The sequence below is a fragment of the Rhizobacter sp. genome (genome assembly GCA_021153565.1).
GTDB lineage: Bacteria > Pseudomonadota > Gammaproteobacteria > Burkholderiales > Burkholderiaceae_C > Albitalea.
The window spans coordinates 1-16055 of the sequence record JAJKJU010000140.1 but is presented as its reverse complement, the minus strand read 5'-3'; the positions used below and the strand labels follow the sequence as shown (position 1 = coordinate 16055).

Sequence of the window (16055 nt, the reverse complement as noted above, 5' to 3'; positions counted from 1 at the left end):
CGAACTGGCCTGCATTGCTCCCTCGCCCCTTCGGGGAGAGGGCTGGGGTGAGGGGCCTGGGCCTCTGAGCAAACATGAACTTGTCATGCGTCAACCCCGCCCTCTTCAAACCTCGTAGGGGAAAAATTTGCTCCAACGGCCATCTTCCGCGTGTCCAGCGTACGTAAAGGTCAGGTTGTTGAAGGAGAGCGAAGGGTGCGGGCGCATCGCCCTTCCACACGAGGATCTCGCCGTCGAGCACGGTCCCGTCGGGTAGCCCTTGCGCCAGCTTCACGACTTCGGGAAAGCGCTCGGTCATCAGTTCCTCGCCGCGCGACCAGATCCAGACGATGCCGGCGCGCTTCACGATCTGCGCGCGGATGCCGTCGTACTTCCACTCGACGATCCAGTCAGCCGGTGGGCCGAGCCAATGGTGGAAACTCTCGTGAAGGCCTTCGATCGCATGGGCGAGGAAGAACGGGTAGGGTTGGCCGGAGTCGGTGTTGCCGATGATGTCTTGTGAGATGAGTTGCCGAAAGCCCTCTGCACTCGGCCGTGCTGTCTTGTCGGTGAACCCCATCATGCGCTGCGCCACCACCTTCGGATCCAGCCCCGCGTGCTCGGCAAGCGCGCGCTGTACAAGCAGCTTGCTCACACCGACGCGAAAGCCACCGCCGATGAGCTTGGTCAGCAAGAATCTGCCCGAAGAGTCGAGCTCATTCCAGTAGGCCGCTATGCGCAGCGCCTGCTCTTCAGGTGCAAGCTCGCGCAAGGGCAACAGGCGCTGCTCGACCCACTGCGCCAGGTTCACGTCGTTGAGCGAGGGTGCAGGCGGCAGCACATGGGCAATGGTTTCGGCCAGATCGCCCACGGCCTGATAACACTCCTCGAACAGCCATTCGGCGATGCCCGCCCGCTGGCAGGCGAGCGCTCTCAACACGCCTGTGGGCACGACTTGTCGCGGCTTGCCGCCAGCCAGAAAGTACACCGCCCACGCGGCATCGGCATCATCGACCTGTGCGAAGTAGCGCTTCAAGGCCTGCACTTTGGCCGTGGTGGGGGTGCTCGCATCGAGCTCGTTGAAGAGCTGCGAAAAACGCCTCACTCGGTGCCCTCTTCCGACTCGGCAGACGTGGTGTCGGCTTGCACGGGCGACTCTTGCGCGTCATGGCGTTCGTCGTCGTACTCGGTGTGGAACGCGCCGGCCTGCAAGCCTTGCTCCTGCAGCCAGCGAACCATCACTGCTTCATAGCCATGGGTAACGATGACGCGCTGCGCCCCGGTGGCTTCGATGGCGCGTTGCAAGCCGGGCCAGTCGGCATGGTCTGAGAGCACGAAGCCGCGGTCGACACCGCGCCGCCTTCGTGCGCCGCGCAGTTGCATCCAGCCGCTCGCAAACGCATCGCTCGGGTCGCCGAAGCGCCGAACCCATGCACTGCCGAGCACCGAAGGAGGCGCCACCACGAGAGCGCCCTTCAACAGACCCTTGTCGGTGACGTCGTTGAAGTACAGCGTAGGCGGCAAGGCCACGCCTGCAGCCCGGTAGGCGCGGTTGATCGTCTCGATGGCGCCATGCACGACGATGGGTCCGATGCTCGCATCGACACCCGCCAAAATGCGTTGCGCCTTGCCGAAGCTGTAGCCCATCAGCAGACTCGCACGCCCGGCCTCGGCATTGGCCTGCCACCAGGCGTTGATGTCGTCGAAGACCTCGCGCTGCGGGCACCAGCGGTAGATGGGCAGGCCGAAGGTCGACTCGGTGATGAAGCAATCGCAGCGCACCGGCTCGAATGGCACGCAGGTGTTGTTGGCGTCGCCGCGCCCGCAGACGAAGTAGTCGCCCGACGCCACCCACACCCGGCCATCGTGCTCGAGCCGAACCTCCGATGAACCGAGCACATGGCCCGCTGGATGAAGGCTCAGGCGCACGCCGTGATGCTCGATGACTTCCCCATAGGGCAGCGTCTGCAGATTGATATCGTCGCCCAGCCGCGAACGCAGCACACCCTCCGACTGCTGCGACGCGAGGTAGTGCGCATTGCCCATGCGCGCATGGTCTCCGTGTGCGTGCGTGATGACGGCACGGTCCACCGGACGCCACGGGTCGATGTAGAAGTCCCCGGGCGGACAGTACAACCCCTCTGGACGTTCAATGACGAGGTCCTGGGTTGCGCAAGACTGCACGGCCACCGCTCGCTCAGAGGCTGAGATCATTTCGATGGGTGTCCGGGCAGCACGTCCAAAGGCGCCTGCTCTAGTGCAGTGTTCCACGCGTTGCGGAACATAAGACCGCGTCTTTGGCCCCATGACGTCGTTGCACTGGCATTTGCAACGACGAGCAGTCGGCTTAATGCGTGATGAGCGCCCATGATCGGAATGCCCTCAGCCGCTTCAGTCAGTATTTGCCTGTTGCACCCGCGATGCGCAGGTAAACATGCGCACACCACGCGACGAAACCGCGCCTCACTGCCCCCTCGACGCTGCGGCGCGATCGATTGCGCTCGATCTGGCGCGAGACGGCAAATGCGCGATCGAACTCTGTCGCGAGTTGCGCATTGAAGCCCGCATCGCGCACGACGACATTCGCTTCGAGGTTCAAGAGCAGGGACAGCGGATCGATGTTGGAACTGCCCACCGTCGCCCACTCGTCGTCGGTGAGCGCCACCTTGGCATGCAGGAAGGCAGGCGTGTATTCGAAAATCTTCACGCCCGCCGCAAGCAGTTCGTCGTACAGCGTTCGCGCAGCGAGTCCGGCAAAACGGTAGTCGAGCTTGCCTTGCAACAACAGTCTCACCTGCACGCCACGCCGCGCCGCCTGGCGCAGTGCCGTGCGAAAACCGGACCCCGGATAGAAATACGGCGACGCCAGATCGATGCGCGATTGCGCCTTGCGAAGCGCCGCGATGTAGCTGCGTTCAATGGTGCGACGCCGCCGCAGGTTGTCGCGCAACACGAAGGCGGCCCGCACAGGGGGCAAGTCGCTGAGCTTCGTCCTGTTGGGCTTGAGGCTTGGCATGCGCATGCGCTTGATGAGGCGCTTGGCATGCGCCACGGGTTCGGCGCCACGCGCGAGCGCCATCACGTCTTCGCGAAAGTTCTGGCCCAGTTGCGCGCGCGTCCAGACTGCCCGGCCCGCTTGCTCGATGGGTGCAACCACCGGCCCTCTCAACTGCACCGCGAAGTCGAGCCGCGGCTCATCTGTCCAGCCATGGCCCAGGTCCAGCCGGTCGTCGATGATGTTGACTCCGCCAACGAAAGCCACCTCGCCGTCGACCACGCAGAGCTTTTGATGAAGCCGCCGCAACTGCCCGGGCTGGAGCCAGTTCCACCAGCGGTTGATGGGCCGGAAGATCGTGACCCCCACGTTGGCGTCGCACAAGAGCCGCCAGATGTCGAGAATCGTCGCGCGGCTGCCGAAGCCGTCGATCACCACCTTCACTTGCACGCCTCGATGCGAAGCGTCAGCCAGGGCGCGGGCGACCGCCAAGGCGGCCGGGTCGTTGTTGAAGATATAGGTCGCCAACCACACCTCGTGTTCGGCCTTCGCCACCGCCGCGATCATCGCCGGGAAAAGCTCACCGCCGCCGCGCAGCAACGTGACCTCGTTGCCGCCGGTGAACACCGCGCGGGGCACCAAGCGCGACAGCGGATCGAAGGGCGCGTCCTCTTCCACCTGCGGGACGGGACCCGATGGGTCGTGGGGTTCGGCGACTCGCGCGATGGATGGGCGTTTCAATCGAGCTCGAGTTCCGCCACGCAGGGCAAGTGGTCCGACATGCGCGCCCAGGTATTGCCGCGCGGGACGAAGGCGGAGGTGCAGCGAAACCCGCGGGTGTAGATGCGGTCCAGCGCGAACACCGGTACGAGCGACGGAAAGGTCCGCAGCGGCGACGCACCGTCGGGCGTCGCCCGACGCAGACCGGTGGCGCGCATGGGCCCGTCGAGCTTCTCGCCCCAATCGTTGAAGTCGCCTGCGAGCACGAGGCGTTCGTTCCTGGGCACCTCGGCCTTGATGAAGGCATTGATGCGCTCGATCTGCCGCACGCGGCTGGAATGCATGAGGCCCAGGTGCGCCACGATGCAGTGCACCACCTCGCCATTCCAGTTCACCGGCACATGCAGCAGCCCCCGCTGCTCGAAGCGATGGTCAGACACGTCACGGTGCCCGATGTCGCCGATGGGCCAACGCGACAGCAGCGCATTGCCGTGTTCGCCGTCCTTGGTCACCGCGTTGGTGCGGTAGGCCACGTCATAGCCCTCGGGCGCGAGATAGTCCGCCTGCGGCATCTTGGGCCAGCCGACGTGAGTATCCTGAAACTGCTTGGCCTCGGCATGGTTGAAAAGACGCACCTCCTGCAAGTAGACGAGGTCGGCATCGAGCGCTTCGATGCCAAGGCCGAGGTTGTGGATCTCAAGCCGCTTGCGCGGGCCCATGCCGCGAACGCCCTTGTGGATGTTGTAGGTGGCCACGCGAAGCACGTGGCTCGGGTGCATCGAGGTGTTGGCGAAGCGCATTGAGCGCGAGGCCGGGGGTGTCATGCGTTGAACCTCGGCAGCATCAGGATGGCTTCGGCATTGGACGAAGAGAAGCAGCGGTCGGCCGCCTCGCGCCAGGGCAGCCACTCGAAGCAGGAATGCTCTCGCGACGCCAGCGTGACGGCAATGTCTCGCGGCACCTGCAGGCTGAAGACATGCTCGGTGTTGTGAGTGACGTGCGGCTCATAGCGATGTCGCCAAACGGGATAGATCTCGTAGATGTTGCGCAGATTCCAGTCACGCAACGCAGAAACCGGCACTTCGGGCGAGCCAATGATGATTCCGGTTTCTTCGGCGACTTCGCGCACGGCGGTGAGCTCCAGTTCTTCTTCCACGGTGTCCTTCGAGCCAGTGACACTTTGCCAGAAGCCGGGCTTGTCGGCGCGCTCAATCAAGAGCACGTCGAGATCGGCCGTGTGAATGACGACGAGCACGGATTCAGGGATCTTGTAGGGCCGATTCATGGAAAGGCAATCAACGTTCCTGACGGGATCCGTCGGATGGGAAAGCGCAGGCCTGTGCAACCTGAGAGGCTTGAGCCTGTCGAAAACACGCTGCGCTTTGCCCGCTCACCGAGGTCACCACGCTGATCCGGAAACAAAAAAGGGCGCGGAAGAGGCGCCCTTTTTATTCTGCATCAGCGACGCGTTCAAGCCGCCGCCGTCGGCTGCGGATTCCTCAGCCGAATGTGCAATTCGCGCAACTGCTTCTCGTCCACCGGACTCGGCGCGTGCGTGAGCAAACATTGTGCGCGCTGAGTCTTCGGGAAGGCGATCACGTCGCGGATGCTTTCGGCGCCGGTCATCATCGTGACAATGCGGTCGAGGCCGAAGGCCAGGCCGCCGTGTGGGGGCGCGCCATACTGCAGCGCATCGAGCAGGAAGCCGAACTTCAGCTGCGCATCTTCAGGGCTGATCTTCAGCGCATCGAATACCTTGCTCTGCACATCGGCACGGTGGATACGCACCGAGCCGCCGCCCAGTTCCCAGCCGTTGAGCACCATGTCGTAGGCCTTGGCGATGCACGCGCCCGGGTCGCTGTCCATCAAATCCTCGTGCCCGTCCTTGGGCGCCGTGAATGGATGGTGTACGGCGTTCCAGCGCTGGCCTTCCTCGTCGTACTCGAACATCGGGAAGTCGACCACCCACAACGGCGCCCACTTGTCGGTGAACAAGCCGTTGGCGCGACCAAACTCGCTGTGGCCGAGCTTGACGCGCAGTGCGCCAATCGCATCGTTGACGACCTTTTCCTTGTCGGCACCGAAAAAGAGAAGATCGCCGGTCTGCGCGCCGGTGCGCTTCAGGATTTCCGTCAACGCCGCGTCGTGCAGGTTCTTGACGACCGGTGACTGCAGACCCTCGCGTCCCTTGGTCAAGTCGTTGACCTTGATCCAGGCCAGGCCCTTGGCGCCGTAGATCTTCACGAACTCGGTGTAACCGTCGATTTCGCCCCGGCTCATTTCGCCGCCCTTGGGAACGCGCAGCGCCACCACGCGGCCGCCCTTGGTGGTCGCTGGCGTGCTGAACACCTTGAAGTCGACCGAGGCCATCACGTCGGTGAGTTCTGTGAACTCGAGGTTGACACGCAGATCGGGCTTGTCGCTGCCGAAGCGGTGCATGGCTTCCGAATACTTCATCACTGGGTAGTCACCCAGTTCGACACCGATGGTTTTCTTGAAGACCGAGCGGATCATGCCTTCGAACATCGAGCGGATCTCTTCCTCGGTGAGGAAGCTGGTTTCGATATCGATCTGCGTGAACTCGGGCTGGCGGTCAGCGCGCAGGTCTTCGTCGCGGAAGCACTTGGTGATCTGGTAGTAGCGGTCGAAGCCCGCCACCATCAGCAGCTGCTTGAACAGCTGCGGCGACTGCGGCAGAGCGAAGAACATGCCTTCATTGACGCGGCTCGGGACGAGGTAGTCGCGTGCGCCTTCGGGCGTGCTCTTGGTCAGCATCGGCGTCTCGATGTCGATGAAGCCATGCTCGTCGAGGAACTTGCGCGTTTCCATCGCGACGCGATACCGCAGCATCATGTTCTTCTGCATCGTCGGGCGGCGCAGGTCGAGCACGCGGTGCGTGAGGCGGGTCGTTTCCGACAGGTTCTCGTCGTCGAGCTGGAAAGGCGGCGTGACGCTCGCGTTCAGCACCTCGACCTCATGAGCCAGCACTTCGATCTTGCCGCTCGTGAGGTTGACGTTTTCCGTGCCGGCCGGGCGCGCGCGAACTTTGCCGACGATCTTCAGGCAGAACTCGTTGCGAACAATTTCCGCGGTTTTGAACATGTCCGCCCGGTCGGGGTCGCACACCACCTGCACCAGGCCTTCACGATCGCGCAGGTCGATGAAGATGACACCGCCATGGTCCCGGCGGCGATGCGCCCAGCCCATCAGTGTCACGGTCTGGCCCATCAGTGCTTCGCTGACGAGGCCGCAGTATGTCGTTCTCATGGTCGCTCCAGTATTCGGTTTCTTGTTCGCGGCAGCGGCGGGTGGTCAACCGATGCGGCGGATCTTGCGGATGTCGGGTCAGGCGCTTCGAGGCTTTGTCACAAGCCCTGACGGTTGAGCGCTTGCCGCGCGCTCAACCGTGTTGATTTCGCGCGTCGTTGACGATGACTTGCGGCGCGGGCTGAACCACACGGGACATGTGCGCCGACGGTGCAACGACGCCCATCGAGATGATGTACTTGAGGGCTTCATCCACGGTCATGGAAAGGGCAATCACGTCCTTGCGCGGCACCATGAGGAAGAAGCCGGAGGTCGGGTTCGGCGTTGTCGGTACGTACAGGCTGATGTAGTCGGCATGCAGGTGGTCGGCCGCTTCGCCGCCCGGCCTGCCGGTGACGAAGGCGATGGTCCAGGAGCCCTCGCGGGGGTACTGCACCAGCACCGCCTCGCGAAACGCATTGCCACTGCTCGAGAACAAGGTGTCCGACACCTGCTTCACCGAGCTGTAAATGGATTTGACGATGGGGATGTGAGTCAACAGCCTGCTGCCCTGCGCCAGCGCCCACTGCCCGGCGATGTTGGCGGCGAAGATGCCCGTGAGCAGCAAGCCGACGACCATCACGATCACGCCCAAGCCGGGCACCTGCTTGAGCATTTGCAGCGGCGCGTATGCTGCCGTGGGCAGCACGGCCTGGGACGCGCTCAGGAACGCCTCGAACACGCCGTCGAGGGTGTTCAAGATGGCGTGCAGCACCCAGAGGGTGATGGCGAGCGGCAGCCAGACCAGCAGACCGGCGAGCAGATATTTCTTCACGAAGACCCTAGAAAAGGCGACTCAAACGCTCGCGCTGGAACCGGTACCGCCGGAAACGCCGCTACTGCTGCTGGTGGAGGTCGAAGAAGATGACGGAGCGGCTACAGCGGGTGCGGAGTCGGTTTTTGCACTGTCGCTCTTTGCGCCTTCGCCGTTGGCGCCCTCGGACTTGGGCGCCACGGCCGCAGTGCCGGTGGCCGCCTCGGGCTTGGTGCCATTGCTGCGGAAGTCCGTCACGTACCACCCCGAGCCCTTGAGCTGGAAGCCGGCGGCGGTCAGTTGTTTCTTGAAGCTCTCGGCGTTGCACGCCGGGCAAGTGGTGATGAGCGGGTCGGAGACCTTCTGCAGCACATCTTTCGCGTGCCCGCACGACTCACAGCGGTATGCGTAGATCGGCATAACTTAGCCCTTGATTCAAAACGTTAAAAAATTATAAGGAAGCGCGCCGGTTGGCCCGGCTCGCCTAGTCAAATGGGGGCAAGTCGCTACGCGTTCAAGCCACCCGCGAGGTGGTGGGTACGCTCATGCCGGTTCCTGAGCCGTTGCGGCATGAGGGAGCCTGCGATCATGCCCGTGAACGCGGCGATCAGGCCGGCAAGTTGTCCCGGGAATTTGGCACCGAGGGTCGTGATCTGCGGAAAAAAGAGGATCCAGGTCCCAATGCCCAGGGCCAGGGACAACACCGCGCCCTGGGTGGTGGACCGCTTCCAGTACAAACCCATCACCAGTGGCACGAATGCCCCGACCAGAGTGATCTGGTACGCCGCCGACACCAGGTCATAGATCGAGGTGCCCTTCATGGCGACCGCATAGGCCAGCACCAGCGCGGCAAAAATCACGATGGTCGAACGCATGGCGAACAACTGCTGCTTGTCGGTCATGCGAGGGCGCAGGTTCTTGAGGATGTTCTCGACAAAGCTGGTACTCGGCGCCAGCAGGGTCGCCGACGAGGTGCTCTTGATGGCCGAAAGCAGCGCGCCGAAGAACAGTATCTGCATCACGAGCGGCATCTTCGTCAGCACGAAGGTGGGCAGGAGGCGCTGGTAGTCGTTCTTGGCAAGATCCATGGCGCTCGGGCCCATGACAATGATCGCGCAGGACACGATGAACATGGGCACGAAGGCGAAAAGGATGTAGCTCAATCCGCCGATGGCGGCGCCGTTTCGCGCTGTCTCGGCGTTCCTGGCCGACATCACGCGCTGAAAAACGTCTTGTTGCGGAATGCTGCCGAGCATCATGGTGAGGCCCGCGCCGACGAACATCGCGATCTCGGTGAAGGTCGGCGGCGGCAGGAAATTCCAGAGTTCCTTCTGGCTCGCCATGGCAAACACCTTGTCGGCGCCGCCTGCCAGGTTGCCCGCAAAGATGGCAATGATGCTCAGACCGATCACGAGCACGATCATCTGGATGAAGTCCGTCCATGCCACGGCGAGGAAGCCGCCGATGACGACGTATACAAGCACTGCCAGCGTGCCGACGATCATGCCGGCCGTCTCGGACATCGCGCCGTTGGTGAGCACCGAGAACACGAGGCCGAGCGCCGTGATCTGCGCCGCCACCCATCCGAGATAGCTCAGGATGATGGCCACCGAACAGAACACCTCCACGCCCTTGCCATAGCGCTGGCGGTAAAAGTCGCCGATGGTCAGCAGGTTCTGCTTGTACAGCTTGGTGGCGAAGAAAAGGCCCACAAGGATCAGGCAGGTGCCGGCACCGAAGGGGTCTTCGACGATGGAGTTCAGACCGCCCTGCACGAATTTGGCCGGAATGCCCATCACTGTTTCGGCACCGAACCAGGTGGCAAAAGTGGTGGTCACCACCATGATCAGCGGGAGGCTGCGGCCGGCGATCGCGAAGTCGCTCGTGTTCTTGATACGCGTGCCTGCCCAGACACCCAGGCTCAATGTGCCCAGGAGATAAAGCACCACGAAGGTGATCAGTGTGTAATTCATCGGACGTACGGGACTGGCTTGGAAAAGCTGGGCGAAGATCGCCGCTGAGCCCGCTCCAGCAACCCGCATTATCCCCTGGGGACATGGGAGTCGCGCGAACCCGTGGAATGGCTTACGTCACGTTCCCGCAGTCCGGCTGAAACCCTGGAGAAATATGGCCTTCGCGCGGGCGCCCATGCCCGGGCTTCACGGCTACAAGAAATGGCCTATGACTTGGGTGACGACGAGGCCGACCACGAAGCCCAGCCCCAGATAAACCAATGTCTGCAGCAGCCGGTTGGTTCGTCGCTGCTCCACCAACAGGGCCTCGACCAGCCGCTGCTCTGTCGCCGACCGGGGTTGCAGCGCCTGGTGCAGCAAGCGCGGCAACTCCGGGAGCAACTGAACGTAGCGCGGCGCTTCGTTCTTCAAACGCCCGACAAAGCCCCGCCAGCCGATCTGGTCGTTCATCCAGCGCTCGAGGAAGGGCTTGGCTGTGTTCCACAAATCGAGGTCCGGGTCGAGCTGTCGCCCCAGGCCCTCGACGTTCAACAAGGTCTTTTGCAGCAACACGAGCTGCGGCTGGATCTCGACGTTGAACCGCCGCGAGGCCTGGAACAAACGCAACAACACCTGCCCGAGCGAAATGTCCTTCAAAGGGCGATCGAAATGAGGTTCGCACACTGCTCGGATTGCGCCCTCCAGTTCGTCCACCCGCGTCGTCGGCGGCACCCAGCCGCTCTCCACGTGAAGCTCCGCCACGCGCTTGTAGTCACGCCGGAAGAAGGCCAGGAAGTTCTGCGACAGGTATTCCTTGTCGAACTCGGTGAGCGTGCCCACGATGCCGAAATCGAGTGCGATATATCGGCCGAACGTCGGCGGCGCAATGCTCACCTGGATGTTGCCGGGGTGCATATCGGCATGGAAAAAACCATCGCGAAACACCTGCGTAAAGAAGATGGTCACGCCGTCGCGCGCAAGCTTCTTGATGTCCACGCCCGCTTCGGCCAGACGCTGCATCTGGCTGATGGGCACTCCATACATGCGCTCCATCACGATGACGCCGGGGGTGCACAGGTCCCACAGCATCTCGGGGATCATGACGAGGTTGAGCCCTGCCATGTTGCGGCGCAGTTGCGCGGCATTGGCGGCCTCGCGCACGAGGTCGAGTTCGTCGTGCAGGTAATTGTCGAACTCAGACACGACCTCGCGCGGCTTCAGACGGCGGCCGTCGGCGCTGAATCGCTCGACCCAGCGCGCGAGAGTGCGCATGAGAGAGAGGTCATCGTCGATGACGGCCAGCATGCCCGGGCGCAGCACCTTGACGGCAACCTCGCGACCATCCTTGAGCGTCGCGAAATGCACTTGCGCGATGGATGCACTCGCGACCGGGTCGGCCTCGAAACTCGCGAACAAGGCCTCGATGGGCTTGCCGAAGGCGCGCTCCACCAGCACCCGCGCCTGCGCCGCAGGAAATGGTGGCACCCGGTCCTGCAGACGCGCAAGTTCGTCAGCGACATCAGAGGGCAACAGATCGCGCCGTGTCGACAACACCTGCCCGAACTTGACGAAGATTGGCCCGAGCCGCTCAAGTGCGAGCCGCAGGCGCATGCCGCGGGGCATGTCGAGCTTGCGGCCGATGGTGATCAACTTGACCAGCAGGCGGATGCGCCGCTGCCGGAAGCCCGACAGCGCAAGCTCGTCCAGGCCGAAACGCAGAACTGTGAAAACGATGATGACGAGGCGCGCGAGATGCCTCATCGCGCAGGCGGCTCCTGCGAGGCGCCGCCCTGCCCTGTGACGAATCCTGCAATTGCCGCGAGCGCGCTTCGCATGGCCTGCGCGACGGGCCTGCCGAAGCGTGCAAGTTCATGGGCCGGTGCTTCGCCGATGAAGCGTGCCAAGTCGTCTTCAACGTCCCAGCGCAAGTTGTCCATGAGCCAGCTCACGTCGCTGGCAAGCGCGGAGTCTCCTGACACATCCGCCGTCGGCCGCTGCCCCGCGAGGCCCTGGGCGAGCATGCGCGCAGGATTGGAAGCATCCACGGCGAGGGTCAAGTCGGCTTCGGCGGCCAGCTCGTTGCCCGTCCAATCGAGCAGGCCTGCCCGTGTGATGGAAAAACTCAGTGCCGGTTGCGGCAATAGCGAAGGCCAGCCAGTCAAATGAATGCGGATGGACCGCCCGGCGTGCGGCCGAAGCCGCGCCACTGCAGCATCCTCGCCGGCTATCACGTGATTGAGCCAAAGTGTGACGCGTTGCAAAAAAGCCGTCGTGGCGAGCTGCTGCAGGGTATCGAACATGAGGGGGATTGTAGGCACGGCACCGCGTCCTGCCCCTCGGACACAGGTGTCGAGAGTGCCACGTTTTTGAGGGAGAATCCACGCCTTTGAAGACAAGACGAGTCGCCTGTATGGGCGGCGACTCGAGAGGACCGCGACCACGTCCGCCAGTTCACCACCACAACGAAACGCCCGCACACCTGCGGCTCCGCGGCAGCACCCACGAGGCCGGCGCGACGATTACCCCTATTGATGTTTGAAGACCGCAGCTACAAGAGAACCTTCTACAGCGCACCACAGTCCGTGACGTCGCTGGTGGCGGCGTTCCTCTAGCCCGCGATCACGGTACTCACCTTCCTTATCGCTAACTGGTACATCGACGCGCCGATCCTGCGGGCCGAACTCACGCTGTGCCTGCTGGTCTTCGCGCTCACGTTCCCTGGGCGCAACCGATTCCGCGACAACCTCATCGCCGCCGGAGTCGACATCGTCTCGTCGTGGGTGATGCTCATCAGCATCCTCGCACTGTGCGGCTATGCCACGCGAAGCATCAATTACTTCGAGGAACAGGCGCTCATCAACTGGATCGTGGTGACACCCGTGCTGCAGTGGCTTGCGGTATGGGTGGGCCAAAAGTTCGTGCATCACTGGTCGGCACAACCTGAAGCCCGGCGTTCGGCCATCGTCGTGGGCGCCGGGCCCCTGGGCGTGAAGGTGGCACGTGCAGTCACTGAAAGCGGTGATCAAGGCATCGATTTCGTCGGCTACTTCGACGACCGCACTGACGACCGCGTGCACGAACTCGCGTCGCAACAGCGCCTGGGCACGCTGAAAGACGTGGCCGACTACATTCGCGACAACGCCATCCGCGATGTCTTCATCACGCTGCCGCTGGGCTCGCAGCCGCGCATTCTCGAATTGCTGGAGCAGGTGCAGGGCACGACCGCGTCACTCTTCTTCGTGCCGGACGTGTTCGGCATCAGCATCATCCAGGGCCGCTTGCAGGACATGAACGGCGTGCCGGTGGTGGGCATTTGCGAGACACCTTTCACCGGCACCAACGAACTCGTGAAGCGCATCAGCGATGTCGTGCTCGCGAGCCTGATCATCGTGCTCATCTCGCCCATCCTGCTGGCCATCGCCATCGGCGTGAAGCTCAGCTCACCCGGACCGGTCGTCTTCAGGCAGCGGCGCAACGGCCTCGAGGGTGACGAGATCATCGTCTACAAATTCCGCTCGATGCGCGCGCAGGACAACGGCCCGGTGGTGCGACAAGCGACCAAGGACGATCCACGCATCACCCGCTTCGGGGCCTTCCTTCGCCGCACCTCACTTGACGAGCTGCCGCAGTTTTTCAATGTGTTGCAAGGCCGAATGAGCATCGTCGGGCCGCGCCCGCATGCGGTCGCACACAATGAGGAATACCGCCGCCTGATCAAAGCGTACATGGTTCGTCACAAAGTGAAGCCGGGCATCACCGGCTGGGCTCAAGTCAACGGTCATCGGGGGGAGACCGACACCATCGAAAAGATGCAGGCACGGGTCGAATACGATCTCGAGTATTTGCGCAACTGGTCGCTCGGACTCGATCTGCAAATCATTGTGCGTACCATCCGGCTGGTGTTCTTCGATCGCAACGCGTACTAACTAGATACGATAGACACGACGCGGCGATCGATTCGATCGGTCTCACGACAACACAGGAGGACTTGCATGCCGAAAGAGCTGCACGTTATTGCCCGCATCGCGGTACGCCCACTGTCATTGGCCATCGGGCTGGGCTTCACGAACGGCGTCTTGGCCGAAGCCAATCCGTACTACATCGGCGTGAGCCAGGCGTTCACGCATGACAGCAACGTGTTCAGACGTCCCGACAACGGAACATTGCCAGTGATCGCGGACACGGTGTCGAGTACCGGATTGCTCGGCGGCATCGACCAGCCCTTCGGCCGCCAGCGCTTCTTCGCCAATGGCACTGCCGCCGTGAACCGCCACAAGAACCTCGATCAGTTGGACAACACGAGCTACGGCCTCGCCACGGGACTCGACTGGTCAACGATCGAGCGACTGTCGGGCAACGTGCGCTTGTCGGCAAATCAAAGCCTCGCAAACTACGGCGATGTGAACGCGGCGACCACCACTGAAAAGAACCTGCAGAAGTCTCGGCAGTTCAGCGCCAATGCGCGCTACGGCCTCGCTGCTTCGCTTGGTCTTGAGGGCGGCGTCGAGCACGGCTCCGTGGACTTCAGCGCTCCGAACGACCTGCGCACGGTGCGTCAGGACTCTGCCAATCTCGGCCTGCGCTGGGGTGGCGGAGGTCCACTGAGCGTGGGCGTGAGCGCGCGCACGAGCAAGGCCAAATACCCCGCCGTGGCGACGGGGGTTGGCACCACTGCACCGGACGATCTCAAGCGCAATGATGTCGGCGTCAACGCCACCTACACCCCGACCGGCCTCAGCACCTTCAGCGGGCACCTGAACGCCACGCGCGAAGATCACTCGCTGGACAACCAGTCGGACTTTCACGGCATGACCGGCGGTGTGGCGTGGGACTACCACCTCAGCGGCAAGCTGAATCTCACCGCCACGCTGAACCGCGACACCGGCACTGCCACGACCTTCATGCAACTGGTGCAGTCGCCCCTGCCGACGACGCCGCTGACGCCTCCTACCGTCACGACCGTACGCGTTGACGCCAACCGCGTCAGCACGACGGCGCAACTTGGCTTCAACTATGAACTGACAGCCAAGATCCAGTTCAACGGTGACGTCTCGCACATTGGCTCTTCGACCGGCGACACGAGCAGCGAAGCACTCACGCGATACAACATTGGCGCCAAGTACCAACCGACGCGCACCATCAGCCTCGGCTGCAACGCCGGCCGAGAAAGTCGCTCCGGTGTCTACTCGGCCCACACTGTTGGCTGCAACGCTGAGCTTGCATTCCGATGACTCGACCTCGAATCCTTCTCACGGGCGCCACCGGCTACATCGGCTCGCACACCTGGCTTGCCTTGCTGGGTGCAGGCTACGACGTGGTCGGCATCGACAACTTCTCGAACAGTTCGCCCGAGGTGCTGAGCCGCCTTCGCCATCTGAGCGGACAGGAGCCGGTGTTCGAACTGGTGGACGTGTGCGACGCGGCCGCGATGGAGGGCGTGTTCGAGCGCCACCGGATCTTGGCCGCGGTTCATTTCGCGGCGCACAAGGCCGTAGGCGAAAGCACGCAGCAGCCCTTGCGTTACTACGCCAACAACATCGGTGGCCTGCTAACCCTTGCACAGACCATGGACCGGCATGACAGCCGCGCATTGGTGTTCAGCTCGAGCGCCACCGTGTATGGCAAGCCAGATCGATTGCCAATTACCGAAAATGCCGCGCTATCGAGTACCAATCCCTACGGTGCGACCAAGTTGATCGGCGAGAACATACTGCGCGACCTGGAACGTGCCGATCCCCGCTGGAAGATCGCGCTGCTGCGTTACTTCAACCCTGTTGGCGCGCACGAGAGCGGCCTGATTGGCGAAGACCCGAGCGGCACACCCAACAACATCATGCCGTTCATCACCCAGGTGGCCGTGGGCAAGCTGGAACGACTTCGTGTGTTCGGCAACGACTACGACACGCTCGACGGCACCGGCGTGCGCGACTACATCCATGTGCTCGACCTCGCCGAAGGCCATGTGGCCGCCCTGCGCTATTTGCTGGACGAAAAACGCTCCATCACTGCCAACCTTGGCACCGGCCGGGGGTTCAGCGTGCTCGAATTGGTGCGTGCATTCGAGCGGGCGAGCGGGCAATCGATTCCCTTTGAGATCACTGATCGGCGCCCGGGCGACATCGCCGCCTGCTACGCCGACCCGACGCTTGCACATGAAACCCTGGGCTGGCACGCAATTCGCGATATCGACGCCATGTGCGCCGACAGTTGGCGCTGGCAAAGCATGAATCCCAATGGATTCGCGCGGCCCTGAGAGGCTGAGAGTATTTCGATCATGCCCGCTCATCACGCCAAAAGACCCCTGCTCGTCGTTGCAAATGCTCGCCATAGCCCGGGCTATGGCTGTGCT

At 62.9% G+C, this 16055-nt stretch carries 13 protein-coding genes and 1 pseudogene; 3 read left to right on the top strand and 11 right to left on the bottom strand.

Annotated elements, in window-relative coordinates; all coding sequences use genetic code 11:
* The 11 genes from AC30NL_RS08540 to AC30NL_RS08490 all read right to left on the bottom strand — a co-directional run.
* A partial coding sequence (locus AC30NL_RS08540) for an ATP-dependent DNA ligase (RefSeq protein ID WP_489463575.1) occupies positions 1 to 1084 on the bottom strand: 1084 nt, incomplete at its 3' end.
* The gene (locus AC30NL_RS08535) at positions 1081 to 2193 is read right to left on the bottom strand and encodes a ligase-associated DNA damage response exonuclease (protein ID WP_489463574.1); all 1113 of its coding nucleotides are present in this window, start codon (positions 2191 to 2193) and stop codon (positions 1081 to 1083) included. The genes AC30NL_RS08535 and AC30NL_RS08540, both read right to left, overlap by 4 nt.
* Before the next feature lie 181 nt (positions 2194 to 2374).
* On the bottom strand, positions 2375 to 3715 hold the full coding sequence (clsB, locus tag AC30NL_RS08530) for a cardiolipin synthase ClsB (RefSeq protein WP_489463573.1): 1341 nt from the start codon (positions 3713 to 3715) through the stop codon (positions 2375 to 2377).
* Positions 3712 to 4518 (bottom strand): endonuclease/exonuclease/phosphatase family protein, encoded by an 807-nt coding sequence (locus tag AC30NL_RS08525; RefSeq protein ID WP_489463572.1) that lies wholly within the window; start codon positions 4516 to 4518, stop codon positions 3712 to 3714. The genes clsB and AC30NL_RS08525 overlap by 4 nt, the downstream gene beginning before the upstream one ends.
* Positions 4515 to 4979, bottom strand: a complete 465-nt coding sequence (gene nudB / locus AC30NL_RS08520) for a dihydroneopterin triphosphate diphosphatase (RefSeq protein WP_489463571.1) — start codon at positions 4977 to 4979, stop codon at positions 4515 to 4517. The genes AC30NL_RS08525 and nudB overlap by 4 nt, the downstream gene beginning before the upstream one ends.
* Positions 4980 to 5164: 185 nt before the next feature.
* Positions 5165 to 6961: an aspartate--tRNA ligase gene (aspS, locus tag AC30NL_RS08515; RefSeq protein ID WP_489463570.1), complete on the bottom strand. Its 1797-nt coding sequence runs from the start codon at positions 6959 to 6961 to the stop codon at positions 5165 to 5167.
* 133 nt (positions 6962 to 7094) lie between these two features.
* Positions 7095 to 7775 (bottom strand): DUF502 domain-containing protein, encoded by a 681-nt coding sequence (locus tag AC30NL_RS08510; protein ID WP_489463569.1) that lies wholly within the window; start codon positions 7773 to 7775, stop codon positions 7095 to 7097.
* Between the two features lie 21 nt (positions 7776 to 7796).
* Positions 7797 to 8174 (bottom strand): FmdB family zinc ribbon protein, encoded by a 378-nt coding sequence (locus tag AC30NL_RS08505; RefSeq protein WP_489463568.1) that lies wholly within the window; start codon positions 8172 to 8174, stop codon positions 7797 to 7799.
* Positions 8175 to 8260: 86 nt separating this feature from the next.
* Positions 8261 to 9727 carry a high affinity choline transporter 1 gene (locus AC30NL_RS08500; protein WP_489463567.1) on the bottom strand — a complete coding sequence of 489 codons (1467 nt, stop codon included), beginning with the start codon at positions 9725 to 9727 and terminating at the stop codon, positions 8261 to 8263.
* A 192-nt stretch (positions 9728 to 9919) separates the two neighbouring features.
* A complete protein-coding gene (ubiB, locus tag AC30NL_RS08495) occupies positions 9920 to 11467 on the bottom strand; it encodes a ubiquinone biosynthesis regulatory protein kinase UbiB (RefSeq protein ID WP_489463566.1) in 1548 nt (515 codons plus the stop codon).
* A complete protein-coding gene (locus AC30NL_RS08490) occupies positions 11464 to 12024 on the bottom strand; it encodes a hypothetical protein (protein ID WP_489463565.1) in 561 nt (186 codons plus the stop codon). Before AC30NL_RS08490 ends, ubiB begins: the two co-directional genes overlap by 4 nt.
* Before the next feature lie 213 nt (positions 12025 to 12237).
* Here AC30NL_RS08490 and AC30NL_RS08485 point away from each other — a divergent pair.
* From AC30NL_RS08485 to galE, 3 genes and pseudogenes are all read left to right on the top strand, one after another.
* Positions 12238 to 13632 (top strand): annotated as a pseudogene (locus tag AC30NL_RS08485) (undecaprenyl-phosphate glucose phosphotransferase).
* A gap of 66 nt (positions 13633 to 13698) precedes the next feature.
* Positions 13699 to 14937 (top strand): porin family protein, encoded by a 1239-nt coding sequence (locus AC30NL_RS08480; RefSeq protein WP_489463564.1) that lies wholly within the window; start codon positions 13699 to 13701, stop codon positions 14935 to 14937.
* Positions 14934 to 15959 (top strand): UDP-glucose 4-epimerase GalE, encoded by a 1026-nt coding sequence (gene galE / locus AC30NL_RS08475; protein ID WP_489463563.1) that lies wholly within the window; start codon positions 14934 to 14936, stop codon positions 15957 to 15959. Before AC30NL_RS08480 ends, galE begins: the two co-directional genes overlap by 4 nt.
* Positions 15960 to 16055: the final 96 nt, after the last annotated feature.

Bases quoted from the DNA above. Each gene is read 5' to 3' on its own strand.
- aspS (WP_489463570.1), bottom strand. From the start codon at position 6,961: ATGAGAACGACATACTGCGGCCTCGTCAGCGAAGCACTGATGGGCCAG.
- nudB (WP_489463571.1), bottom strand. From the start codon at position 4,979: ATGAATCGGCCCTACAAGATCCCTGAATCCGTGCTCGTCGTCATTCAC.
- galE (WP_489463563.1), top strand. From the start codon at position 14,934: ATGACTCGACCTCGAATCCTTCTCACGGGCGCCACCGGCTACATCGGC.
- AC30NL_RS08480 (WP_489463564.1), top strand. From the start codon at position 13,699: ATGCCGAAAGAGCTGCACGTTATTGCCCGCATCGCGGTACGCCCACTG.
- ubiB (WP_489463566.1), bottom strand. From the start codon at position 11,467: ATGAGGCATCTCGCGCGCCTCGTCATCATCGTTTTCACAGTTCTGCGT.
- AC30NL_RS08505 (WP_489463568.1), bottom strand. From the start codon at position 8,174: ATGCCGATCTACGCATACCGCTGTGAGTCGTGCGGGCACGCGAAAGAT.
- AC30NL_RS08535 (WP_489463574.1), bottom strand. From the start codon at position 2,193: ATGATCTCAGCCTCTGAGCGAGCGGTGGCCGTGCAGTCTTGCGCAACC.
- AC30NL_RS08525 (WP_489463572.1), bottom strand. From the start codon at position 4,518: ATGACACCCCCGGCCTCGCGCTCAATGCGCTTCGCCAACACCTCGATG.
- AC30NL_RS08500 (WP_489463567.1), bottom strand. From the start codon at position 9,727: ATGAATTACACACTGATCACCTTCGTGGTGCTTTATCTCCTGGGCACA.